The sequence below is a fragment of the Xanthomonas dyei genome (assembly GCF_002939865.1).
GTDB classification, from domain to species: domain Bacteria; phylum Pseudomonadota; class Gammaproteobacteria; order Xanthomonadales; family Xanthomonadaceae; genus Xanthomonas; species Xanthomonas dyei.
The window spans coordinates 93,803-117,408 of sequence record NZ_MDEE01000008.1; the positions used below are offsets into that span (position 1 = coordinate 93,803).

Sequence of the window (23,606 nt, forward strand, 5' to 3'; positions counted from 1 at the left end):
TAAGCAAACACGCCTATACGGCACCCAATGGAACTCGGTACAGTCGGCACGTTGTTAACGTTTCGTTGGCACCCATCGCGTACGGCCCCCCGATTGCCGCGCGCCCGTCTAGACCTTTGGAGAGAGAGGTTCGTTTCATGAAGCGTCATTTGCTAGTTACCGCCGTGTGCACCGCCCTGACCATGCCATCGCTTGCACTGGCACAGCAGCAAGGTGAAGTGACTCAACTGGACAAGGTGACGGTGACAGGGTCGTTGATCCCCCGTTCCCAGGTCGAAACCGCAACCCCGGTGTTCTCGATCACCGCCCAGGACATCCAGCGCCGCGGCTTCAAGGACGTCTACGACGTGCTGCGCTCGCAACCGATGGCCACTGGCGCGGTCCAGGATAGCCAGTTCAGCAACGGCTTCACCGCGGGTGCCAAGTCGCTGAGCCTGCTCGGCCTGGATCCCGGCTTCACCCTGGTGCTGATCGATGGCCGGCCGATGGCCGACTACCCGTTGCTCTACAACGGCCAGAGCAACTTCGTCGATCTGGCCAGCGTGCCGGTGGGCATGGTCGAGCGCATCGACGTAGCGCCCGGTAACCAGTCCTCGATCTACGGCTCCAGCGCCATCGCCGGTGTGGTCAACATCATCCTGAAAAAGCGCATGGACGGCGTGCAGATGAATTACCGCATGGGCACCTACGACGGCGGTGGCGGCAACAACCAGCGCCTTCAGCTCACCGGCGGCAACGAGATCGGCGGCGCCAACATCGTATGGGGCCTGCAGCTCAACAATCAGGATCCGATCTACGGCTATCAGCGCCGCGACTTCGATTCCACCGACGACAATCCGGACCCGACCCTGCGCTACGGTTCGCGCATCGCGCTGCATAACGTCGCCGGCCCCCCGGCCACCTATGTCGACCCCGGCGCAGACAACTGCGCGGCGTTGGGGGCGCTGTTCAATGGGTCGGTGCAATACGACAACCGCGCCAACCGCGGCAACTTCTGCAGCAGCCGTACCGAGCCGGGCTATGCCAGCATCCTCAACAAGGAACGCAGCGCCAGCGGCTATGCCAACCTGAGCTACGCGTTCAACGACAACACCGAGCTGTACTCGACCGTGTTGCTCAATCGCACCAAGGTCGAGGTCAATAGCGGACCCCGCTTCTGGCAGACCTCGTCGGACACCGGTGGCTTTTTTTACAACGGGGACAGCCAGCAGCTCGAAAGCTATCAACGCGTTTTTGCACCGGAAGAAACCGGCAACAACAATTTCAACAACGACCGCCAGACTGCCGACTCCTACAACATCGCGCTCGGCCTGAAAGGCGGCCTGGGCGCCAGCAACTGGACCTACGATGCGTACTACGCACGCTCGGAATATCGCATCGAAAGCCGTCAGCAGTGGCCGCTGGCCGACCGCATCGAAGATTTCTTCCGCGAACAGTTCCTCGGCGCGCCGCAGGGCGAGTACTACGGCTACCCGATCTATTCGCCCAACGATGCCAACTTCTACCGCGCGTTGACGCCGGCGCAGTACCGCAGCTTCAACGATGAAATCCGCACCAAGTCCCGGACCTGGACCCAGAACGTCAACCTGCAGCTGACCAACACCGAGTTGTTCAACCTGCCAGCCGGTGCGGTCGGCGTTGCCGGGGTGTTGCAGGCCGGTAATCAGTACTGGACCAACCCGACCGACCCGCGTGTGATTGCCGGCGACTTCTACCAGCTGACCGGCACCCAGGGCAGCGGCAAGCGCGAGAACTGGGCGGCGGCCTTCGAAATGCGGGTGCCGATCCTGAGCACCTTGACCGCCAATCTGTCCGGCCGCTACGACGACTACAAGAACCAGGGCGGCGGTGGCGATTCCAAGTTCACCTACAAGGCCGCACTGGAATTCCGCCCGATCGATTCGCTGCTGTTCCGCGGCAACTACGCCACTGCGTTCAAGGCACCGGACATGGCGTTCTCGTTCGCTGGCGATAGCGGCTTCTTCCAGGGCGTCAACGACTACTACCGCTGCGCGGTCGAAGAACCCGGCGTGCCGATCGCCGACTGCACCTATGCCGGCACCACCATCCAGGGCCGTCGGTCCGGCAATGCCGATCTGAAGTCGATCACCGCAAAATCCTGGGGCGCCGGCGTGGTGTGGTCGCCGAGCGCACGCTTCAGCGTCAATGCCGATTACTACAACATCAAGATCGAGGACAAGGTCAGCGACCTGAGCACCGATGCATTGCTGCAAAACGAATCGGCCTGCCGGCTCGGCGCTCTGGACATCAATTCGCCGACCTGCGTGGACGCGCTGTCGCGCATCGACCGCACCGCCGCCGATGCGCAGGTACCCAATCGCCTGAGCAACATCCGCATCAACCCGGTCAATATTTCCACCGAGGAAATCTCCGGCGTGCTGACCAAGGCGACCTACAACCTGGCCACCGACTCCTGGGGCCTGTTTGTGTTCGACGCGCAATACAACCTGACGCTCAAGCACGAAAGCCAGCAGTTCCCGCAAGACCCGGTGCGCGACCTGCTGAGCGAGCCGTTCTTCTCTTCCGAGTTCCGCAGCATCACCAATGCCTCGATCACCTGGCAAAAGGATGCGTGGACCACCACCTTGTTCGGCCAGCGCTACGGCCGTACCCCCAACCTCCTCGCGCAGCAGAGTACCGATGGCTATGCGGTGGAAGGCGCACGCAAGGTCGGGGCATGGACCACCTTCAATGCGACGCTGGACTATGCGATCAACGACGACATCTCGCTGACGGCCACCGTCAACAATCTCGCCGACACCCGCCCACCGCGTGATCGCACCTACACCGACTACCCGTACTACAACATCTTCAACTACACCGGCTACGGCCGTTCGTACATGCTGGAATTGAACTGGCGCTTCGGCGCGCAGTGAGTCATCGGTTATGACCAACGGCCGGCAGTCATCATGACTGCCGGTCTTTTTTTGAGGCATCTCCGCCAAAGCGGATGCGCCTGGATTGGACTTGGAGCAGCGACCAACATCACTTGAACGCTGTCTCGATGGAGGCCAGGTCTGGTCGCACTCGCCTTGGCAGACATGTTTCCAGACACCTGGGATGAGGGCGCGCTGCCCTCACCGCTTGCACGACACGCCCTGCGTCCATCCCTCCAGGTTCTTACGCCGCATCCATCGTGCCACCCGGTCCTGCAAGCCGTGAGGACATCGCACTTGTCGACATGACGGTGTACTGATGGGATCAAACAGCAGGCCGCATCTACCTGGCCATGAGCGCACGCGTTTGTCAGCTGGCTTGGAGCGGCTAACAAAACGTAGCGAGCAGTCGTCAGGTATATATGGACGGCGCGGAGGAACCGGAGTGTACGAGTGCTAAGTGCCGATTCCGAGCACCGATAGCGCCCGCCTGGCGGTGAGCACAGTCCTTTTGTTAGCCGCTCTTAGAGCGTGGCGCCTGCTTCGATCATGCCCGCCTGCAGTAAGGCCTGTCTCAGCGGCTCCAGCTGCGTTGCATAGCGGCGCCACGCCTCCACATTGCGCGCATGCACACCTTCGCGTACCTGCACGCTGCTCAGCGTCGCCGACGCTGCGGCATTGCGGGTGATGTCGCTCTGCCCTGGCTCTATCGCCAACCCGCAGCGCGCCATCAACTGCTCCAGCACCGCCGACGGATCGCGCACCATCTGCGCATAGTCCACATCGATCACCCGGCCCGGAAGCGCGGCGCGCCACTGCGCCATCAAGCCGTGATAGGCCTGGTAATGCCGCGCCAGCGTCTGCAGGTCGTAGCTGTAGGCATAGGAGTCGCCGAACAGCGCGCGATAGTTGGAAAAGCACACTGCCATCGGCTCGCGCACCAGGTGCACGATCAGTGCACCCGGCAACGCGCGTGCGATCGGCCCGATCGCCACTGCATTGGCAGGCAATTTGTCGATATACCAGCGCGCCGCCCCCGCGCGCCACTGCGTCTGCTCCAGATAGCGCTGCCCGACCTGCGCGTAGTCCAGCGTGGGCAGCGCCTGCAACAGGCCCGCATCCAGCAGGCTGCGTCCGGCCTGGTCCGCGCCCCAGCGCAACTGATGGCCGAAGTCGCTCAGCTCGCCCGCAGAGACAATCTGCGAATGGTTACCCAGCATGCGTTCGAGCACCGTGGTGCCCGAACGTGGCAGGCCAAGCACGAAGATGGGTTGCGGGCCGGGTGCAGCATCAGCTGGCTGGGCAGCAAACACGCCTTGATCGGCCAAGGCGCCCAACTGCGCATACAGCGATGCCTCGGCGTCGGCATCGTGGCGCAAGCGCGCATGCATGACTGCATTGCCATGCTGAAGCGCCTCCCAGGCTGCATCGGTCTCGCCCAGATCTTCCAGCTCCTTGTACAGCGCGAATGCCAGCCCGGCCCGGTCTTCGCTCCCGGGTGCAGCGCGCTGCAACTGCTGGCGCAGTGCAGCGATATGGTTATCGGTCGCGCTCTGGCGGCGCAAGCGTGCACGCGTCAGCGCCGCACGGCCGTAGCCGGGCTGCTGCGCCAAGGTCTGTTCCAGCGCCTGCGCTGCCGCATCCAGATGCCCGTTGAACTGCAATTGCACGGCAAGGAAAAAGCGGAAATCCGCGCCATCGAATCCGCAGGCCTGCGCGCGCTGCATCATCGCCAGCGCCTCGGGATGTTCGCCCAGCGATTGATGCACATGCGCCAGCAAGGCCAGCGTCGCGCCGTCGCCACACTGCAGCACCGATGGATGCCGCAGCAGCGCATGCAACGGCCGATGTTCGCCAACGCGCAGCAGCGCTTGCGCCACACGGCAACGCAGCGTCACATCGTCGCCCAGATCGCGCGCGGCCAAGCGCAGCTGCGTGACTGCCTCGCGCATCTGGCCGCTCGCCAGCACGGTGCCGGCCAACAGCACCCGGGCCGACACATGCGTCGGCTCCACCGCCAACACCGCCTGCAACGCCGCCGCCGCGGCGGCTATGTCGCGGCGTGCCAGCGCGTCCTGGGCACGTTGCCACTGCGTCGCGCCGGCAGCGGTGGACATCAGCTGGACAGATGCTCGATGGCGGCAACGCTGCCGAGGCGGTCGCCGAGCTTCTTCAGCAGCGCCAGACGGTTGGCACGCAGCTGCGGGTCTTCGGCATTGACCATCACCCCATCGAAGAACGCGTCCACCTGCGGGCGCAGGCGGGCCAGCCGAGCCAGCACGGCAACGTAGTCGTGGCGGTGCAGCGCATCGCCGGTGTCGCCGATGGCCGCTTCCACCGCTTCGGCCAGCGCTTCTTCGGCCGGTTCGCGCAGCAGCGTGGTGTCGATGTCGCCAGGGATTTCGCCGTCGACCTTGCGCAAGATGTTGCGGATGCGCTTGTTGGCCGCGGCCAGCGCCTCGGCCTCGGGTAGCGTGGCGAAGATGCCGATGGCATCGATGCGGCGGTCGAAGTCGTAGAGAGACGCGGGCCGCAGTTCTGCGACGGCGTTGAAGTAGGTCGCTGGTACGCCTCTGTCAGCGTAGTAACCCTTCAAACGATCCAGGATGAAATCGTAGAGTTCGTGAACTTGCTCTGCACTAGGCACTCTTGCTTCAAGGTCTGCATCCACCATGCCGTCAGGACCACGCGCGTTTATTGGATCGACGTTATAGCCGTAACGCTCAAAGGTGAACTCTGCAGATTCCTTGTCGATTTGGAGCAGTTTTTTCTTCCATGCTGTCACGCGCAGGCAACGATCTGCGTGCAGATAAGCTTGAGTAACCAACTGGCAAAGATCCAACTCAAACCCACTCTCAATCACCGTCCGCGCCAAGCCCAACGCATTACGCCGCAGCGCAAACGGGTCCTTGTTGCCGGTCGGCTTCAGCCCGGCTGCAAAGCCACCAGCCAAGGTATCCAGACGCTCGGCAATCGCCAGTACCTTGCCCAGTGGCGACAGCGCGATGTCGTCACCGGCAAAACGCGGCTGGTAAGCCTCGTCGATGGCCAGCGAAATCTCGCTCGGCTCGCCAGCGGCTTTTGCGTAATGGCGCCCGGCAATACCCTGCAATTCCGGGAATTCGTTGACCATGCGCGACTGCAGATCGTTCTTGGCCAACTCCGCAGTGCGGCGTGCCTGCGCCGGATCGGCACCAACTTGCGGGGCAATCATTTCGGCAAGCGCAGCCACGCGCGCGACCTTGTCGGCCACGCTGCCCAGCTTGGCCTGATAGGTGACGCCGGCAAGGCCCGCGCCCATCGCTTCCAGCCCCTGCTTGAGGTCTTCGTCGAAGAAGAACTTGGCATCGGCAAAGCGCGGACGGATCACCCGCTCGTAGCCCTTGGCCACTTCGGCCACGTCCCTGGAGACGATGTTGGCAATGCCGATGAACTGCTCGGTCAACTTGCCGCCGTCATCCAGCACCGGGAAGAATTTCTGGTTGATCTCCATGGTTTCGATCAGCGCTTCCTGTGGCACCGCCAGGAACGCGCGCTCGAAGCTGCACAGCACCGCCGACGGCCATTCGACCAGGTTGACCACCTGCTCCAGATTGTCGTCGCTGATGCGCGCGCTGCCGCCGGCCTGCTTGGCGGCCGCTTGGACCTCTTCGACGATCCGCGTGCGGCGTGCATCGGCATCCACCAGCACATGCGCGCTGCGCAGCGCGTCGATGTAGTCGCCCGGCGCGGACAACGACACCTGCCCTTCGTGCATGAAACGATGACCGCGGGTGATGCGGTCGCCCCGCACGCCCAACAGTTCGGCCGGGATGACCTCAGTGCCGAACAGCAGCACCAGCCACTGCACCGGCCGCGCGAAGGCATAGGCATGCGCGCCCCAACGCATCGGCTTGGGGATGGGCATGGCGGCAATCGCTTCGCGCAGGATCTCCGGCAACAGCGCGGCGGTGCGCGCACCCGGCGTCACTGCGCGATGCACAAAGCGCTCGCCCTTGGCGTCGCTGGTGCGCTCCAGCGCGGTCCAGTCGATGCCGGCCTTGGCGGCAAACCCGGCCAGTGCCTTGGTCGGGTTGCCGTCGGCATCCAGCGCAATATTGAGATACGGGCCCAGCACTTCGGAGCGCTGTTCCGGCTGTTCGGTGGCCACGCCCGGCAGCAACACCGCCAGGCGGCGCGGGGTGGACAGCGGCTTGGCATCGCCGCGGTTGACCGCGACGCCGCGCTTTTCCAGCCCGCTCAGCACGCCGTCGAAGAAGGCCTGTGCCAGGCCCGGCAGCGCCTTGACCGGCAGCTCTTCGGTGCCCAGTTCGATCAGCAGGGGATGCATCTGAGTCATTGCGTCGGACCTTGGTTTTGCCTTCGTTCGTCAATCGACGAAGGTGGCTTGATGATGTCCTTCTCCCGCAAGCGGGAGAAGGTGGCGCGATGCGCCGGATGAGGGTTGCGCGGCGGCGACGGCGTGCTGCCCCCATCCGCCCTTCGGGCACCTTCCCCCGCCAGCGGGGGAAGGCAACAGCATCAGCGTTTGACGCCGGGAAACCCCAGCTTTTCGCGCTGCGCGTGATACGCCTGCGCCACGCCCTGGGCCAGCGCGCGCACGCGCAGGATGTAGCGCTGGCGCTCGGTCACGCTGATCGCGCGGCGCGCATCCAGCAGGTTGAACGCGTGGCTGGCCTTGGTCACCTGCTCATACGCCGGCAACGGCAGGCCGACCTCGATCAGGTGCTTGGCCTCGGCTTCGCAGGCATCGAAGCGGTGGAACAGCTCTTCCACATTGGCATGCTCGAAGTTGTAGGCGCTCTGCTCCACTTCGTTCTGGTGGTAGACATCGCCATAGCTCACCGGGCTGCCGTCCGGGCCGTAGGTCCACACCAGGTCGTAGACGTTGTCGCAGCTCTGCAGATACATGCACAGCCGTTCCAACCCATAGGTGATCTCACCCAGCACCGGCTTGCACTCCAGTCCGCCGGCCTGCTGGAAGTAGGTGAACTGGGTCACCTCCATGCCGTTGAGCCAGACTTCCCAGCCCAGGCCCCAGGCACCGAGCGTGGGCGACTCCCAGTTGTCTTCGACAAAGCGCAGGTCGTGTACCAGCGGGTCGATGCCCAGCGCCTTGAGCGAGCCCAGGTACAGGTCCTGGATGTTGTCCGGGTTGGGCTTCATCGCCACCTGGTACTGGTAGTACCGCTGCAGCCGGTTGGGATTTTCGCCGTAGCGGCCGTCGGTGGGACGGCGCGAGGGCTGCACGTAGGCGGCATTCCACGGCTCCGGGCCCAGCGCGCGCAGGAAGGTGGCCGGGTGGAACGTGCCCGCACCCACTTCCAGGTCCAGCGGCTGGATCAGCACGCAGCCCTGATCGGCCCAGTACTGGTTGAGGGTCTGGATCAGGCCCTGGAACGTGATTGGAACGCGGCGGGAATCGGACATGCAGCAAGGGCCGTGCGAAAGGGGTGCGCTAGTATACCGGCCCACCCGCGGCGCTTTGCCGCGGGAGCATCGCGGCAGGGGAACCAGCATGGAACAGCGGCGCAACGCCGACCCGGACAGCGCAGCGACGATCCTGCCGCGCGGCCGGCTGATGTTCGACCCGGTGGCCGCCGCCCTGCTGTCAGACGGCATGGTGGTACCGCACGAACACGAGCGTGTGCAGTTCTCCGCCGCCGGCGTACGCAACGCCAGCGAAGTGCATCCGCTGGTGCTGCTGGCCAACCTCAAGCTGCATGCCGCGCAGGCGCCGGCCGGCGAACTCGGCCTGGAGCGGCTCACCGAATGGCTGGCCACCCGCACCGGGCTGCGCTATCTGCGTATCGACCCCACCCGCATCGATGTCGCCGCCGTCACCGGCGTGGTCTCGCATGCCTACGCGCGCCGCCACCGCATCCTGCCGCTGGCACTGGATGCCGAGCGCGTGCTGATCGCCACCAGCGAGCCGCTGGCGCTGGAGTGGCTGGCCGACGTGCAGCACCTGAGCCGCCGCCGCATCGAGCTGGCGCTGATCAACCCGCTGGACCTGCATCGCTACACGATGGAGTTCTTCGGCGTGACCCAATCGGTGCGTGGCGCGCGTGGCGATGCACGCAGTGCCGAGCCGGGAGCGGGCCTGCCCAGCTTCGAACAACTGGTGGAACTGGGCCGCGCCGGCGACGTCAATGCCGACGATCACCACATCGTGCATATCGTCGATTGGCTGCTGCAATACGCCTACGAGCAACGGGCCAGCGACATCCATCTGGAGCCGCGCCGCGAGGCCGGGCGCATGCGCTTCCGCATCGACGGCGTGCTGCACAAGGTGCTGGAAGTACCGCCGTCGGTGATGACCGCGGTGGTCAGCCGCATCAAGGTGCTCGGCCGCATGGACCTGGCCGAGCGCCGCCGCCCGCAGGACGGCCGTATCAAGACCCGCTCGCCGGGTGGGCGCGAGGTGGAAATGCGCCTGTCAACGATGCCCACCGCGTTCGGCGAAAAGTGCGTGATGCGTATCTTCGACCCGGATTCGGCGTTCAAGAGCATCGAGCAACTGGGTTTCAGCCCCGAAGAAGCCGCCGGCTGGAGCGCGCTGGTCGAGCGCCCGCACGGCATCGTGCTGGTGACCGGCCCCACCGGTTCGGGCAAGACCACCACGCTGTACTCCACGCTCAAGCGCCTGGCCACCCCGGATGTGAATGTGTGCAGCGTGGAAGACCCGATCGAAATGATCGCGCCGGAATTCAACCAGATGCAGGTCCAGCAGAACATCGACCTGGATTTCGCCAGCGGCGTGCGCACGCTGCTGCGGCAGGACCCGGACATCATCATGATCGGCGAAATCCGCGACCTGGAAACCGCGCAGATGGCGGTGCAGGCCTCGCTCACCGGGCATCTGGTGCTGTCCACGCTGCACACCAACGATGCGGCGTCGGCGATCACCCGTTTGCTGGATCTGGGCGTGCCGCATTACCTGGTTGCCTCCACGCTCAACGGCGTGCTGGCACAGCGCCTGGTGCGCACGCTGTGCGTGCACTGCAAGCGTCCGCACACGCTCAGCGAGGACGACTGGGCGGCGATCCGCGAACCGGGCGAAGCGTTGCCGGACACGCTCAACGTGCACGCCCCGGTCGGCTGCCTGGAATGCCGCCGCACCGGCTATCTGGGCCGCGTGGGCCTGTACGAATTGCTGCCGGTGAGCCCGCGTTTGCGCAGCCTGATCCGCGCCGACACCGACCTGGCCAGCTTCAGCCAGGCCGCCCGCGGCGACGGCCTGCGCACCCTGCGCCGCACCGGCCTGGAAAAGGTCGCCGCCGGGCTGACCACCATCGAAGAAGTGCTCTCGGTGCTGCCGCCGCGGGAATAGGCAAGTCCTCAGCCCTGCTGAGCACGCCGCTTGCGCGTTTTGCGGCCGGCACGCGCGGGCATGATCCGTAGGAAGGCCCTCGACGCCCCGAGGCATCGAGGGCGGGCAGGGAGTGGTGAAAAACGCTTTGGCGGAGAGCGAGGGATCTTGCCGATCCCTCACCTTCGCTACGGCACTTCAGTCGCTCGTCTCGTCGCCATCCATTGAAGCGGCCGCCAACGTGTTGTCGGTGAGCGCGTACGCCCAGAGGCATCCGGCTTCCACGCCGTTTTCGGACTGCGAGCCGCACGCGCCACGATGTTCCCACAGCACTGGAACACCGCGCCCCTGCGCTTGCGGTACAAGCTTCTGTCTGGCGCGCAGCGCGATCGTGTCAAGAATCGAAGCTCCCGAAGTTCCGGACCGTTGATGGAGCCTCATGTGCGACCACCCAGACTCTCGACACTGGCAGGCTTGCGTACGTTTGTCGTCATCTCGTGCATCGTCTTTTTGTGCCCTGCGATCTCCTGCGTCAGGCTCGCCTGCCTGACAGGGTCGGGTTGAGGTTTTTGCTTCTCCCTGTCAAGTCTGGTCTGTGCCAACTGCATCCGTTTGTACAGCACGTGCGTTTGCGCCTTGGCTTTGAAGCTCTCGGCAGTATGGAACTGCACTTCAAACGCATAGCCCTCGGCATCGGTGAAGCCGGCATTGATGCCCCTGTAGGTACCGTCTCCTGAGACAAAGTAGTTTTTCAGCGTTACACACCTCATCCCTTGCCGGTGCAGCGCGTCATTTGCGGCCAACACCTTCGCCACGAAATCTTCGGAAGGCAACTCAAGCGCATAACGCAGCGCATCGCCCACGCTCTGATTGGCCTGTTCTGCTGTCATGCCGGCTCGCAGATGGCGCCGAATCTTGTCCTTGATCGATACGACCGATTTCTGGAACGGGGCGTGTTGCACCTGCTCGATCCGGTCGTCTGCAGCGTTGTAGCGCACGTTCCCCCAAAGCTGCAGGCCGAGGTCCTCGGCCAGCGTGTCGAACACCGGCGTCAGCGCCTCGTGCTTGCTTGTTGCGATGTTGAACACGGTGTATGCAGGCGAGGTGTCTGCACTGACTGGATTGCGCCTGGAGTCGAGCGTCGGGGGGGTGCTTGCCAACGCCGGGACGGTCTCTTCGTGCCACTCGTCGATCTCCTCGCACTCTGGCGGCGACGCGACGCGATCGAATGCCTCCAGCGCAGGCGTCTGCAGCTTGCGCTGCTCGGCCCGCGAAGCGCCGCCAAGCGCCAACGCATGTGCGTGCTTGTAAAGATCGTGGAATTGCTCCTTGAGCCCGAAGGTCTCCGGCGTGTGGAACTGGATCTCCCACAGCGCACCTTCCGGGCTTCGCAGCGTGACATTGATTGCCTTGAAGGGTGCCAGGTGCCGGGTGAATTGATTGGTCAGCCTGATACGTGCATGCCCGCGATCGTCCAGTGCGGCCAGCACAGCGCGCAGACCGGCGGTAAAGTCCTGCGGTTCCAGGACCACGCTGTAGCGCAGCGCATCGTTGACGCCGGCTGCCGCTTCTTCCAGCGTCTGCTTTTTCAACGCCATCCGCTGCGTAAGCTTTTCCTTCAACGAGCCGAGCGACTTCAGTTGATGCTGTGTTCCGGCCAGTTGCCCCCCATGGCGCTCGGCAACGCCCCGCAGCATGTCGGTGACCTGGGGTTCCATCCGGCGCGCACGCGTCAGCAAGGCCTGCGCCTCAGACGCAATGTCCTCTGGCTGGACGGCGCGCAGACGCGCCGCTGGCGGCTGCGGCGGGTCGATCAGGCGTGCCTGCTGGAGCGCGTGAAGCGCGTCTTCCATGACGCCAGCGGCCATCGACGGCATGCGCTGCAGAAGTCCCTTGGTCTGTTCGGGATCGAAGCGCCCCTCCTGCATTGCCCGGGCGGTCGCCTTGCTGTACGGCACGATGCGGACCCGCTCGGCGAATCCCCGTTCGGAGCGTTCGCACGCGTCCACGATCTTGCCGAACAGCGCCGTGCCGGTGTCGGACTTCAGCGCATCGGTGCCGACCTTGATCGCGATGGTGAACAGGTTGCGCATCGTCAGTTCCGGCTCGCCGGGGATGAACCCTGGTTGCCCGTCCGGGAACTGCGCGTGCGACAACCGGCACGCCGGATAGTTGTCAAGGATGGCGTGGATGCGTGCTTCTACATCGGACGCGGCGTCATAGGCCTTGGCAAGGCTTGGAAACGCCTCAGCCAGTGCGTCGGGCAGACGCGGCGCGGCGCTGATGGCAGCCGAGCCCGGCTCAAGCGCGAGCAGCTGCGTGTGCAGCAATTCGGCAGCTTCGCGCGCCTCGGGCAGGTGGGCGCGTTCGATCGCCTCGCGCGCCTGGACGCGCAGCTGCGCCAAAACCAGGGGATCGCGGGCCTCCCCTTCGAGCAGCTCGCGCAAACCGGTGCGCAACTCGCGCTCGATGCCATCGTAGGTGCCGAACATCATGTTGCGTGCAAGCGCTTCGCGCAGGTCGTCCGGTTGCGCCATGAAGCGCGCGGCCAGGGTGGCGGCCGCAGAGGTGATTTGCTGACCGCGCTTGAGGGACATGATCTCCGACAGCCGTCCGGCCTGGTAGTGGCCGCTGACCGGGTCGATGGCCGGGGTTGCCGTCTTCGGCGGCTTGAAGGACTGTTGCCGACCGCGCCTGCGCTCGCGATCAACCATCACACGCGAAATCAGCGCGGCCAGCTTGGGATAGCCTGCGTAAACGAAGGCGTCGTCCCCGTCGGTGTCCATGTTGCGTTTGCGCAATTCGGCAATCGGCAGTGCCCCCAGACGCCCAGGCTCCACAATGTCCTTGAGCCGCAGGCTGCCGGTGCTGAGCATGTCGCGCGGCAAAGCACTACGGTCGCGGCCGTTCGTCCAGCGCGACAGCGTCTTCAGATCTTCCTTGGAGCAGACCAGGTCCGTGTCGGCAAAATCGACGGGCCAATTGTTCTCGGGAACGACGACCAGCATGCCCTTGCTGTGCAGCATCTGGGCATCAACGCCGGAGCGATCGTCGAACCCGGTGTAGCTGTATTGGATGCCGAAGGACTGCGAGAGGAACTCGGCGGTGGCGTCGCCCTTGGCCGCGGTCGCGACGCGGTCCTCCGGCACCGGCAGCAGATTCTCCTTGTCGTAGGGTGGCTTGCCGAGCAGCAAGGGGCCGCCTGCAGCGTCGAAGGCCTGGCTGCGCTGCCGCGGCAGATGCACGTTGTCGTCGGCGGAGGGCACCGCCCGGACCCTCTGGCCCTGGTAGCCGCCGCCGACGGCAAGCCTGTACAGCGCCAGGGCTTCACCCGCTACGGGCTGAAGCGCCTCGAGCTGGCGCTGCATCGCCTCGTGCGCTTCTTCCAGCGCCGCCTCGTCGCGCGGGTAGTGCTGCAGCGCCTGCGCTGGCATCAGCGAAGGGCCCTTGTCCTTGGCAACCAGATCTCGCTGCGCTTGGCTGGCCTGGTTCGCCTGCACGGCGTGCCAAGCCTCGTAATGCTTACGGAAGGCGGGGATGCGCAAGGCCACCTCCAATTTCAGAAAGCCGCAGCCATCGTTGGGGCACAACGCCAAGGCAGTTCCATCCGCTGCCAACGGCTTGAACGGATGCGCAGGTCCGTCGACGTCATCGAACATTCCCAGGCGCAGGGTGCCCTCCACGACATGGTCACTCGGTACCATCTCCAACAGTGATCGCTGCATGCGCGACCAGTCCTCGCGTTGCGGAGCGAGCTTGGCAGCCAGCTGCATCAGGCTGCTGCCCGGAGCGGTGTCGGAATAGCGGAACGCCGGCAGCATCGATGCCATCTCTGGTCCGCGAGACAGCACGAGGCTGCTGCTGCCCGATTTGCTGCGCGCGGCGCGGCTGCCGCCGAACATGTCGAAGCGCCAGGGCTCACCGTTGTAGTTGAACGTCCGCGCGAGCATGAATGTCGAAATCTCCCCGGGCAGCTGCACCTCCACCAGCGGCAGGCCGGTCAGACGCGCAAACAGCGAGTACGGCTTGTCCGCTTCGGTCTGGTTATTCGAGATTTCCCTACCCAGCAGATCGACCACGACATGCGTCGTGCTGCCGTGGCCGGTGGCCGGCACAACCGGCTGGCCAGGAACCGAGCACATGCTCAGGCGCCCACTGTCCAGGTCAAAGCGGGTCGGTGGATGGGCCTGGGTAATCATCGGCGCTTCCTTCGCCATGCGCAGGTCCAGGGCGTCGAACGCCTGATCGCCGGCTTCGATCTGCGCGATCAGGTTCCAGCTCATCTCGCCGAGGTCCGCCTCAATCGCCTTGCGGGTCCGCTCCAGCGTCAGATCCACCCAGTTCGCCAGTTGTTCGCGGCGCTCGCGTAGGTCGTTGCGCGAGCCTTCAACGTTGCGCGCTTTCCATTGCCGGCTCACCACCGCGTAGGCCTTAAGCACCTGGTAGAAGGTCAGCGCCGGGCAGCGCGTTGCGTGCTGTTCGATGTCGGCAGACGACCGCCCGCCACCGCCGCTCAGGTACAGGTCGATCTTGCGCGCGGCGATGGGTTGCAACGTGTTGAACAGGCGCAATGCCTGGCCCCGATGACGGGGGGCCAAGTCAGGACTGCGGATAAGCGGCAACAGTCCCATGCAGAGGCTGCCGATCCCCTCAAGGCTGGTCTGGCGTAATCCATCATCCCCGACCAGGCGCGACACCCGCGCCAGCGCTGGCTGTCCCAGCGGACGCATCTGGGCTTGAAGCCGCGCCGATGCGAGGGCCTTGAAGATCACCCCAATCTCCGTGGCCGAGGCGGACGCAAAACGATCGCGGTGCAGGTCCAGGTGCCCAGCCATGGACTGCAGCTTGGCGACACCCAAGGTCTGGAACTGCTCATCGTCCAGGTGCAGCAGGCGGGACATCGTGTTCGCCACCATGGAGATCCCACGCATCTCGAACTGCTGCCAGGGCAGATCGGCCGAGCCTGCGCGCTCGGCGAGCAGTCCCCCCGCCGATTGACACGCCGGCCTTGCGAAAGATCTGCTCATCGCATTGAGCGCCATGGCCACGTCTTGCGCTTCCAACAGGTGTCGCAGCTTGTGGTCCTCAGCCAGCCTCGCAGCCAACAGGTCGATGGCCGCCTCGCAGGCCGGCGCGTCGGGCCATTTGCTCAAGGCGTTGAGCGCAACGGCCACGCCTTGCGGGTCCAGGGCCTTGCGCAACGCGCCGTCGTCGGCAAGCCGCTCGGCCAGCGCGCTGGCGGCGGCCGCACACACCGTGTTGTCGGGCCATTTGCTCAGGGCATTGAGCGCTTGGGACATGTCGATGGGGTCCAGGGCCTTGCGCAACGCGCCGTCGTCGGCAAGCCGCTCGGCCAGCGCGCTGGCGGCGGCCGCACAGGCCGTGTTGTCGGGCCATTTGCACAAGGCGTTGAGCGCGGTGGCCACGCCTTTCGTACCGAGGTCGTTGCGCAAGCTGCTCTCGGCGGCCAGCCGCCCGGCCAGCGCGCTGGCGGTGGCCGCACAGACCGTGTTGTCGGGCCATTTGCTCAGGGCATTGAGCGCTCGGGTCACGTGGATGGGGTCCAGGGCCTTGCGCAATCCGGGATCGGCGGCCAGCCGCTCGGCCAGCGCACTGACAGCGGCCGCACAGACCGCGTTGTCGGGCCATTTGCTCAGCGCATTGAGCGCTTGGGTCACGTCGATGGGGTCCAGGGCCTTGCGCAACCCGGGATCGGCGGCCAGCCGCTCGGCCAGCGCACTGACAGCGGCCGCACAGGCCGTGTTGTCGGGCCATTTGCACAAGGCGTTGAGCGCGGTGGCCACGCCTTGCGCATTGAGGTCGTTGCGCAATCTGCTCTCGTCTGCCAGCCGTGCGGCCAGCGCGCTGGCGACGGCCGCAAAGACCGCGTTGTCGGGCCATTTGCTCATTGCATTGAGCGCTTGGGTCACGTGGTTGGGGTCCAGGGCCTTGCGCAACCCGGGATCGGCGGCCAGCCGCTCGGCCAGCGCACTGACAGCGGCCGCACAGTCCGTGTTGTTGGGCCATTTGCTCAGGGCGTTGAACGCGGTGGCCACGCCTTGCGCATTGAGGTCGTTGCGCAAGTTGCGCTCGTCTGCCAGCCGTGCCGCCAGCGCGCTGGCGGCGGCCGCACAGTCCGTGTTGTTGGGCCATTTGCTCAGGGCGTTGAACGCGGTGGCCACGCCTTGCGCATTGAGGTCGTTGCGCAAGTTGCGCTCGTCTGCCAGCCGTGCCGCCAGCGCGCTGGCGGCGGCCGCACACACCGCGTTGTCGGGCCATTTGCTCAGGGCATTGAGCACATTGGCCACGCCTTGCGGGTCGAGGGCCTTGCGCAATTTGCTCTCGGTGGCCAGCCGTGCGGCCAGCGCGTTGGCGGCATTCTTGCAGTCCGGCATGTCGGGCCATTTGCTCAGGGCGTTGAGCCCATTGGGCACGCCTTGCGCATTGAGGTCGTTGCGCAACCTACTCTCGCTCTCGTCAGCCAGCCGCTCGGCCAGCGCACTGACAGCGTCCGCACAGGCCGTATTGTCGGGCCATTTGCTCAGGGCATTGAGCGCTTGGGATACGTCGATGGGGTCCAGGGCCTTGCGCAACGCGCCGTCGTCGGCGAGCCGCTCGGCCAGCGCACTCACAGCGGCCGCACCGTCCGTATTGTCGGGCCACTTGCTCAGGGCATTGAGCGCATTGCCCACGTGTTTGGGCTTGAGGTCCTTGCGCAACTTGCTTTCGTCGGCCAGCCGTGCGGCCAGCGCGCTGGCGGCGGCCGCACACACCGCGTTGTCGGGCCATTTGCTCAGGGCATTGAGCACATTGGCCACGCCTTGCGCATTGAGGTCGTCGCGCAATCTGCTCTCGGCGGCCAGCCGTGTCGCCAGCGCGTTGGCGGCATTCTTGCAGTCCGGCGTGTCAGGCCATTTGCTCAGGGCGTTGAGCGTATTGGCCACTTCTTGCGGCTTGAGGTCCTTGCGCAACCTACTCTCGTCAGCCAGCCGCTCGGCCAGCGCACTGACAGCGTCCGCACAGAACGCGTTGTCGGGCCATTTGCTCATGGCATTGAGCGCATTGGCCACGCCTTGCCGGTCCAGGGACTTGCATAATTTGCCCTCATCGGCCAGCCGCTCGGCCAGCGCACTGACAGCGTCCGCACAGTCCGTGTTATCGGGCCATTTGCTCAGGGCATTGAGCGCATTGCCCACTTCTTGCGGCTTGAGGTCCTTGCGCAATTTGCCGTCGTCGGCCAGCCGCCCGGCCAGCGCGCTGGCGGCGGCCGCGCAGGCCGTGTTGTCGGGCCATTTGCACAGGGCGTTGAGCGTATTGGCCACGCTCTGCGCATCCATTGCAGAGCGCAGGCGTTTGTCGCTGGCGACAAGCGCGGCGAGCCGGTGCGCCGTGGCCTGGCAATCCGGATGATCGAACCACTTGCTGAAGGTGTTGAGTGCCAGGCTAATTTCCCACGCGTTCAAAGACTGCCGGACTCGGTCGTCACGCAGCAGGTGACGTGCCAAGCGAGCCACCGCGCGTTCACACCTGCCGCTGTCGATATTCTTTGCGAAGGCGTTCAGGAGAAGCGCCGACAGGTAGCCACTCAGCCCCACCAGATCATCGGCCTGATTGAGCTGTCCGGCGATCCACCCGATTGCATCCATGCACGCTGGCTGGTTCGGGTGCTTGCTCAGCTTGTTGCTCACATGCGCCAGCTGCGCCAGCGATGCACCGTTGAACCACTCGGTCTCGCAGAGATACTGCGCCGCGAGCTTGGTGCAACGATCGAGATCACGGAGCATGGCGCCGCCCCCCCTGGCGTGCCGTGCCTGGGCAATCATCTGAAGATATTTATCTAGCCGCTGCGCGTTGATTTGCGGGGCGATCTCCGCTTCCAGGAACGGCAAAGCCATGCCGTCACGCATGTGACGTGCCAGCGCGTTGTCATCTGCCATGGACACGCACAGGCCAGCGTTGTGGTTCCGAGCGATTCCCCTGGACTCACTCAACTGTCGCCGCTGCTGCTGTCGCTGCACCTGCAGCTGTTTTTTTGCCGCCGAGTCCAGCTGATTTTCGGCCATGCGAAGGTCTGCCGTCGTCAACCTCGCGCCATGGATGGGCCGCTTTGGCTGCCGATGGGGTTCTTGCTCTTCGCGCGGTCGTTTTCCTGCGATCCGGTCGGACTGCTGATCGGTCGATCGAAGATTGACCCTCGCCTCCAAACCATCATGCGTTGGTCGTTGTGGCCTGCGATGCGACGAGGCGACGCTGACGTCGGCGGGCACTCTGTCCAGGCGCCGATCGGGTGCGATACCGTGCTGGTCGGTGGGGTCATCGGGCCAGTGTGAGCGGGCGACCGATTGCCCAAGGCGCCGGTCCCATGCACCTTCGCTAGCTCCGGTTCGCTTATTCACAGGCAAGGGCTTCCTGTCTGGCATCGACGCCCCAGGTTCATCCGACTCTACCCGTCGCCGTTTGCTAGGCGGCCGTCCAAGTGGTGAATGGTTGCCCCTGGTACTGGCTGTTGCCTGATCCTCCGCTGGCCCGGGCTGTTCCTCATGAGCGGAAGACAAGGGTGTGCGGAACGCATTTGGGTTGGTGGCATAGGTTTTCATGCCCGAAATTTAGTCAATCCGGCCGCAAGCGGCTTCGTCAATACGAAGCCTCGACGACGTGTGCGACGCCGGCTGCGAGTTGGGCCAATGGCCCCCAATGCATTGCATGGATTGAACGTCTGGGATGCAGCACGCCGGCACGGCTGGGTACTCTGCGGCCGTCAGGGACAGTGTTTGAGGGTTAGGCACACCTCGATGCTTTTTACGCGAATCCTGCAGAACCTTGTATCGACCTGACCACAGCGACGGCGCAAACGCCCTGTCAGTCCAGTCGCGCGCTTTTCTGCCGATAAACAGGGCGTGCCACAGTCATCGGCGACCACCGTCACCATCACCTCCATCTAGCCGCAAGGGAATCAGGACATGTCATTCGGCAATGACCCGCGGCGCGCGCATTTGGGTGCCGCTTGAAAAAAACGCGCCACTGCCGCCTACAATCGGGGGCATCTGTCGTGTCCGGGTTGTCGCGCATGTCCGTTTTGCCGTTCCTGATCATCGAAACCGGTCACCCCGTGCCGGAGATGAAGCGATACGGCCGCTTTCCGCACTGGATCCGCGTGGCGGCCGGGCTGGCCGAACACGAAACCGTGGTGATCGATGTCGCCAATGGCGACGACCTGCCGGACCGCGGCCGCTTTGCCGGCATCATCATCAGCGGCTCGGCCGCCTTCGTCACCGACCGTGCCGACTGGAGCGAGCGCAGTGCCCAATGGCTGCGCGACGCCGCCCATGACGGCAAGCCGTTGCTGGGCATCTGCTACGGCCATCAGCTGCTGGCCCACGCGCTGGGCGGCGAAGTCGACTACAACCCGGCCGGCCGCGAGTCCGGCACCATCGCGCTGGAGCTGCACCCGCCGGCCGAACAGGACCCATTGTTTGCAGGCCTTCCGGCCCAGTTTCCGGCCCATGCCACCCACCTGCAGACGGTGGTGCGCGCGCCGGACGGTGCCATCGTGCTGGCGCATTCGCGTCAGGACCGCTGCCACGCCTTTCGCTGGGGCCGCGCCACCTGGGGCGTGCAGTTCCACCCGGAGTTCGCCACCCACCATATGCGCGGCTACGTGCGCGCACGTGCCGAATGCATTGCCCGCCACGGCCACTGCGCCCGCACGGTCGCCCGCGAGGTTACCGCCGCCCCGGTCGCCCGCAAGCTGCTGCGCCGGTTCGTGCGTCACGCACGCGGCCTGCAAACAGTGAACGCCCATCCCGCCGCGCACACGCAAAAGCAGCGATAATCGCGTTACGCCGGATGGTCCGGTGCGTATCGATCCGGAATGGGAATGAGCGAAATTCGCAAGGTGCCGGCATCTGCCGGCGCAGAATGGCTGTTGACCGGTTTCTCGCTGTTGAAGCGGGCGCCGCTGGCGCTTGGCTCGCTGGGGGTGATCTGGAGCGTGGCCGCCTCGCTGGTGGTGTCGCTGTCGGTGCTGGTGCCGCTGCTGGGCCCGGCGCTGCAGTTCCTGCTGGTGCTGGCCGGCCCGTTGTTCATGGGCGGCATGCTGTGGGCGATCCGTGAGGTCGACGAGGGCCGCATCGCCAAGCCATCGCACCTGCTGCACGGCCTGCAGGACGGCCGCGCGCCGCACCTGCTGGTGTCGCTGCTGCCTCAGCTGATCGCCGGCCTGCTGCTGGGCGTGCTGCTGCTGGCGATGATCGGCGCCAACGGGTTGCAGCAGTTGTCCGAGGTGATGCTCAAGATCAACCAGATCAGCCAGTCCGGCGCGCAGCCGGACCCGGTGCAGATCGAGCAACTTGCCGCCAGCCTGCCGGCCGGGCGCATCCTGCTGTGGCTGCTGCTGACCATCGCCACGTTTGCGGCGATGACGATGGCGCTGTTTGTGATGCCGCCGCAGGTGATGTTCGACCGCAGTACCGGCGGTCATGCGCTGCGCGAAAGCCTGCGCGCCAGCCTGCACAACCTGCCGGCGATGCTGGTGTTCTTCGTGCTTGCCTTCATCGTCATTTTCGCGATCTATTTCGCGGTGATGATCGTCGCGCTGATCGTCGGCCTGGTGGCGGGGCAAACCGTGGCGATGTGGCTGGCGCAGCTGCTGCTGATGGCGGTGCTGATGCCGGTCTTCGCCGGCTCGGTCTACGCCGCGTGGAAGCAGATGTTCACACACGAAGGCGCCACCGCACAGCCCACCCCGCCCTCGCGGCCGGACGTGTTTGCCGCCTGATCCCGCAAACCCGTAGGAGCGCACCTAGGCGCGATGAAGCTTTCCCGGTAACGCCCGTCGCGCCCGGGTGCGCTCCTACGATGTTCGATCGGTCTGCGCAGTGTCGGTCCACCTGATCGAGCCCACGCCGCCCTCGCGTCCAGATGTGTTGCCGCCCGATCCCGCAGAACCGTAGGAGCGCACCTGGGCGCGACGAGGCCTTCCCGGTAATGCCCCTCGCGCCCGGGTGCGCTCCTACGATGTTCGATCGGTCTGCGCAGTGTCGGTCCATCTGATCGAGCTCCGCCGCCCTCGCGTCCGGATGTATTACCGCCCGATCCCGCAGAACCGTAGGAGCGCACCCGGGCGCGACGAGGCCTTCCCGGGAACGCCCGTCGCGCCCGGGTGCGCTCCTACGATGTTCGATCGGTCAGTCCGTCTGGTCGAGCTCCACGCGAACGACCGCAATGCAGTCGGGTATCTCGCCGAACGGCAATGCATGCGCAGCAAATACGTTCTCGTAAACGGTCACCTCTGCACCGGAGCGCGTTGCGCGCAGGTGTCCCACGCCGCTGAAGGACGTATTGGCGTTCTCTCTCAAGGCAGCATGACGGCCGTGGTAGAAACTACTCGCAGCCTTTCCGGATGTATCGATACGGACTGTCAGCTCGCCATACATGGCGCTCAGGAAGTCGTGTTGTTCGGTGCCGAACAACTGGAACGGATCGACGGTGTTGTGAATCAGCAACACGGTCGGCATACCGGCACTGGCAGCCACACGCAGCTGAGCCCGCGCCTCGGAAATCTTCTGGCGCACGTGCCAACCGATCGTCCTGGACCATGCGCCATCCGGATCGATTCCGCGCGTACTTTCAATCTGCTTGATCTCTACAGCTACCACCGTGCTGCCAAGCCACACGTGATAATCGGGCGTGCGGGTGGATGTCTCGGCGATCCGCTGACAGTCCAGCCGATGGTGCGCGCAGAAGGTTTCGAACAACTGCTCTGATACGGTTCTCTGCATTCCCAAACCAGCCCGGGGACTTTGCGCAGACTAAGCGCTCTTCGGCACCACAGCCCGCGAGGCGATGATGCCCAGCTCATAAAGCAGGCACATGGGGATGGCCAGCATCAGCTGCGAGACAACGTCCGGCGGGGTGAGTACGGCGGCCAGGATGAAGATGCCGACGATGGCGTAGCCGCGGCCGTCGCTGAGCTGTTTGGGGCTGACCCAGCCCATCAGTACCAGGATCACCAGCGCCACCGGCAACTCGAAACTGGCGCCGAAGGCGAAGAAGATCGCCAGCACGAAGTCCAGGTACGAATTGGCGTCGGGAGTAATTGCGATGATGTCCGGCTTGAACGTGGTCAGGAAGTGGAACACCGCCGGCAACACCAGGAAGTAGGCGAACGCGCAGCCGATGTAGAACAGCGCCACCGCCGAGGCCAGCAACGGAAATGCCAGTTTCTTCTCGCGCTGATACAAGCCCGGGGCCACGAACGCCCAGGCCTGATACAGCAGCCACGGCACGCTGAAAAACACCGCCACGAAGAAGGTGAGCTTGAGCGGGGCGAAGAACGCGCCGGCCGGATTGACCGCAACGATGGTCTGCCCCAGCGGCAGCTGCGAGACCAGCGGTGCGGCCAGCCAGGAATAGATCGCGCGCGAGAACGGCAGCAGCGCCAGCAACACCACGCCCAGACCGATCAGTGCGCGCACCAGACGGGCGCGTAATTCGACCAGATGCTCGATCAGACTGCTTTCGGCCTGTGCGTCGTCGAACAGGCTCAAGGCGCCTTCTCCTGGGTGCTGCTAGTTGCGGTCGTTGGTGCGGTCGCGCCCTGCGCGTTCACCGACGTGGAGGCCAGGCTGCCGTGCGGAGCCGGCACCAGCGTCTGCCGGGGCGCCGGCGCAATCGGCTGCGCCTGGGCGATGACCGGGGACGGCCCCGGCACATGTGTATGCGGTTGCACGCTGCCCGGCGCCAGCACCACCGGCGCATCGGCGGGCAGCTCCAGCGGTGCGGCCACCGGAGTGGCGCTGGTGCGGATGTCGATATCGCGGCCGAGCTCGTCGTGCAGGCCGCGTGCCTGCTCATGCAGCCCGCGCGCACCGTCTTCGACCTGCTGCTGGGTGTTGCGCAATTGCCCTTCGGCTTCGCGCAGTGAGGCCTGCACGTCCTGCAGGCTGCGCTTGAGTTCGTCGGCTTCCAGCTCGCGCTCGAGCTCCTGCTTGACCGAATCCCACTGCATGCGCGCACGGCGCACCCACAGTCCAGCGAAACGGGCCGCCTTGGGCAGCCGCTCGGGACCTAGCACCACCAGGGCGACAATCGCAATGAGCGTCAGTTCGCCAACACCTATGTCAAACACCGACGCTGCTCCGGATCAGCGCGCGTCGCGGTCGCGTTCAGCCTGCGCCTCGCGCGCCTGCTCGGCCTCGCGCGCCTGCTCGGCAGTGCGGGAGTCGTCGCCGAGCTTGCCGGCCGGCTTGTCGTCGTCGTGCATGCCTTTCTTGAATTCCTTGACCGCGCTGCCGAGATCCTTGGCACCGCTGGTGAGACGCTTGGTACCGAACACCAGCAACACGATCACCAGCACGATCAGCCAGTGCCCAATGCCGAAACTGCCCATGATCTGC

At 65.1% G+C, this 23,606-nt stretch carries 12 protein-coding genes and 1 other RNA gene; 4 read left to right on the forward strand and 9 right to left on the reverse strand.

Features of this window, described 5'->3' with window-relative positions; all coding sequences use genetic code 11:
• Positions 1-197: 197 nt before the first annotated feature.
• Positions 198-2,897, forward strand: coding sequence for a TonB-dependent receptor plug domain-containing protein (locus XdyCFBP7245_RS08070; RefSeq protein ID WP_211287661.1), 2,700 nt, complete (start codon positions 198-200; stop codon positions 2,895-2,897).
• 386 nt (positions 2,898-3,283) lie between these two features.
• Here the strand turns inward: XdyCFBP7245_RS08070 and XdyCFBP7245_RS08075 are convergent.
• The 4 genes from XdyCFBP7245_RS08075 to glyQ all read right to left on the reverse strand — a co-directional run bounded on the left by XdyCFBP7245_RS08075 (position 3,284) and on the right by glyQ (position 8,327).
• A non-coding RNA gene (locus XdyCFBP7245_RS08075) (sX9 sRNA) lies at positions 3,284-3,355 on the reverse strand.
• 66 nt (positions 3,356-3,421) lie between these two features.
• Positions 3,422-5,014, reverse strand: a complete 1,593-nt coding sequence (locus XdyCFBP7245_RS08085; protein ID WP_104615179.1) for a tetratricopeptide repeat-containing sulfotransferase family protein — start codon at positions 5,012-5,014, stop codon at positions 3,422-3,424.
• A complete protein-coding gene (gene glyS, locus XdyCFBP7245_RS08090; protein ID WP_104615180.1) occupies positions 5,014-7,236 on the reverse strand; it encodes a glycine--tRNA ligase subunit beta in 2,223 nt (740 codons plus the stop codon). The genes XdyCFBP7245_RS08085 and glyS overlap by 1 nt, the downstream gene beginning before the upstream one ends.
• Positions 7,237-7,418: 182 nt before the next feature.
• Entirely contained in the window at positions 7,419-8,327 is a 909-nt protein-coding gene (glyQ, locus tag XdyCFBP7245_RS08095) for a glycine--tRNA ligase subunit alpha (RefSeq protein WP_055846691.1), read from the reverse strand.
• 88 nt (positions 8,328-8,415) lie between these two features.
• Between glyQ and XdyCFBP7245_RS08100 the strand changes: the two genes are divergently transcribed.
• Complete coding sequence (locus tag XdyCFBP7245_RS08100) at positions 8,416-10,230, forward strand: GspE/PulE family protein (RefSeq protein ID WP_104615181.1); 1,815 nt, start codon at positions 8,416-8,418, stop codon at positions 10,228-10,230.
• 416 nt (positions 10,231-10,646) lie between these two features.
• Here XdyCFBP7245_RS08100 and xopAD read toward each other — a convergent pair whose 3' ends face one another.
• Complete coding sequence (gene xopAD / locus XdyCFBP7245_RS08110) at positions 10,647-18,806, reverse strand: XopAD/skwp family type III secretion system effector (RefSeq protein WP_104615183.1); 8,160 nt, start codon at positions 18,804-18,806, stop codon at positions 10,647-10,649.
• Between the two features lie 470 nt (positions 18,807-19,276).
• Here xopAD and XdyCFBP7245_RS08115 point away from each other — a divergent pair, with 470 nt between their 5' ends.
• Positions 19,277-20,041 carry a glutamine amidotransferase gene (locus XdyCFBP7245_RS08115; protein WP_104615184.1) on the forward strand — a complete coding sequence of 255 codons (765 nt, stop codon included), beginning with the start codon at positions 19,277-19,279 and terminating at the stop codon, positions 20,039-20,041.
• A 45-nt stretch (positions 20,042-20,086) separates the two neighbouring features.
• Entirely contained in the window at positions 20,087-20,986 is a 900-nt protein-coding gene (locus XdyCFBP7245_RS08120; protein ID WP_104615185.1) for a BPSS1780 family membrane protein, read from the forward strand.
• A 409-nt stretch (positions 20,987-21,395) separates the two neighbouring features.
• On the opposite strand, the gene XdyCFBP7245_RS08125 is transcribed toward XdyCFBP7245_RS08120, so the two are convergent.
• The 4 genes from XdyCFBP7245_RS08125 to tatA are packed head-to-tail and all read right to left on the reverse strand — an operon-like array spanning position 21,396 to position 23,599.
• Positions 21,396-21,965, reverse strand: coding sequence for a hypothetical protein (locus XdyCFBP7245_RS08125; RefSeq protein WP_244907781.1), 570 nt, complete (start codon positions 21,963-21,965; stop codon positions 21,396-21,398).
• A gap of 54 nt (positions 21,966-22,019) precedes the next feature.
• Positions 22,020-22,757 (reverse strand): twin-arginine translocase subunit TatC, encoded by a 738-nt coding sequence (tatC, locus tag XdyCFBP7245_RS08130; RefSeq protein WP_104615186.1) that lies wholly within the window; start codon positions 22,755-22,757, stop codon positions 22,020-22,022.
• Positions 22,754-23,338, reverse strand: coding sequence for a Sec-independent protein translocase protein TatB (gene tatB, locus XdyCFBP7245_RS08135; protein ID WP_104615187.1), 585 nt, complete (start codon positions 23,336-23,338; stop codon positions 22,754-22,756). Before tatB ends, tatC begins: the two co-directional genes overlap by 4 nt.
• A 15-nt stretch (positions 23,339-23,353) precedes the next feature.
• Positions 23,354-23,599, reverse strand: coding sequence for a Sec-independent protein translocase subunit TatA (gene tatA / locus XdyCFBP7245_RS08140; protein WP_104615188.1), 246 nt, complete (start codon positions 23,597-23,599; stop codon positions 23,354-23,356).
• Positions 23,600-23,606: the final 7 nt, after the last annotated feature.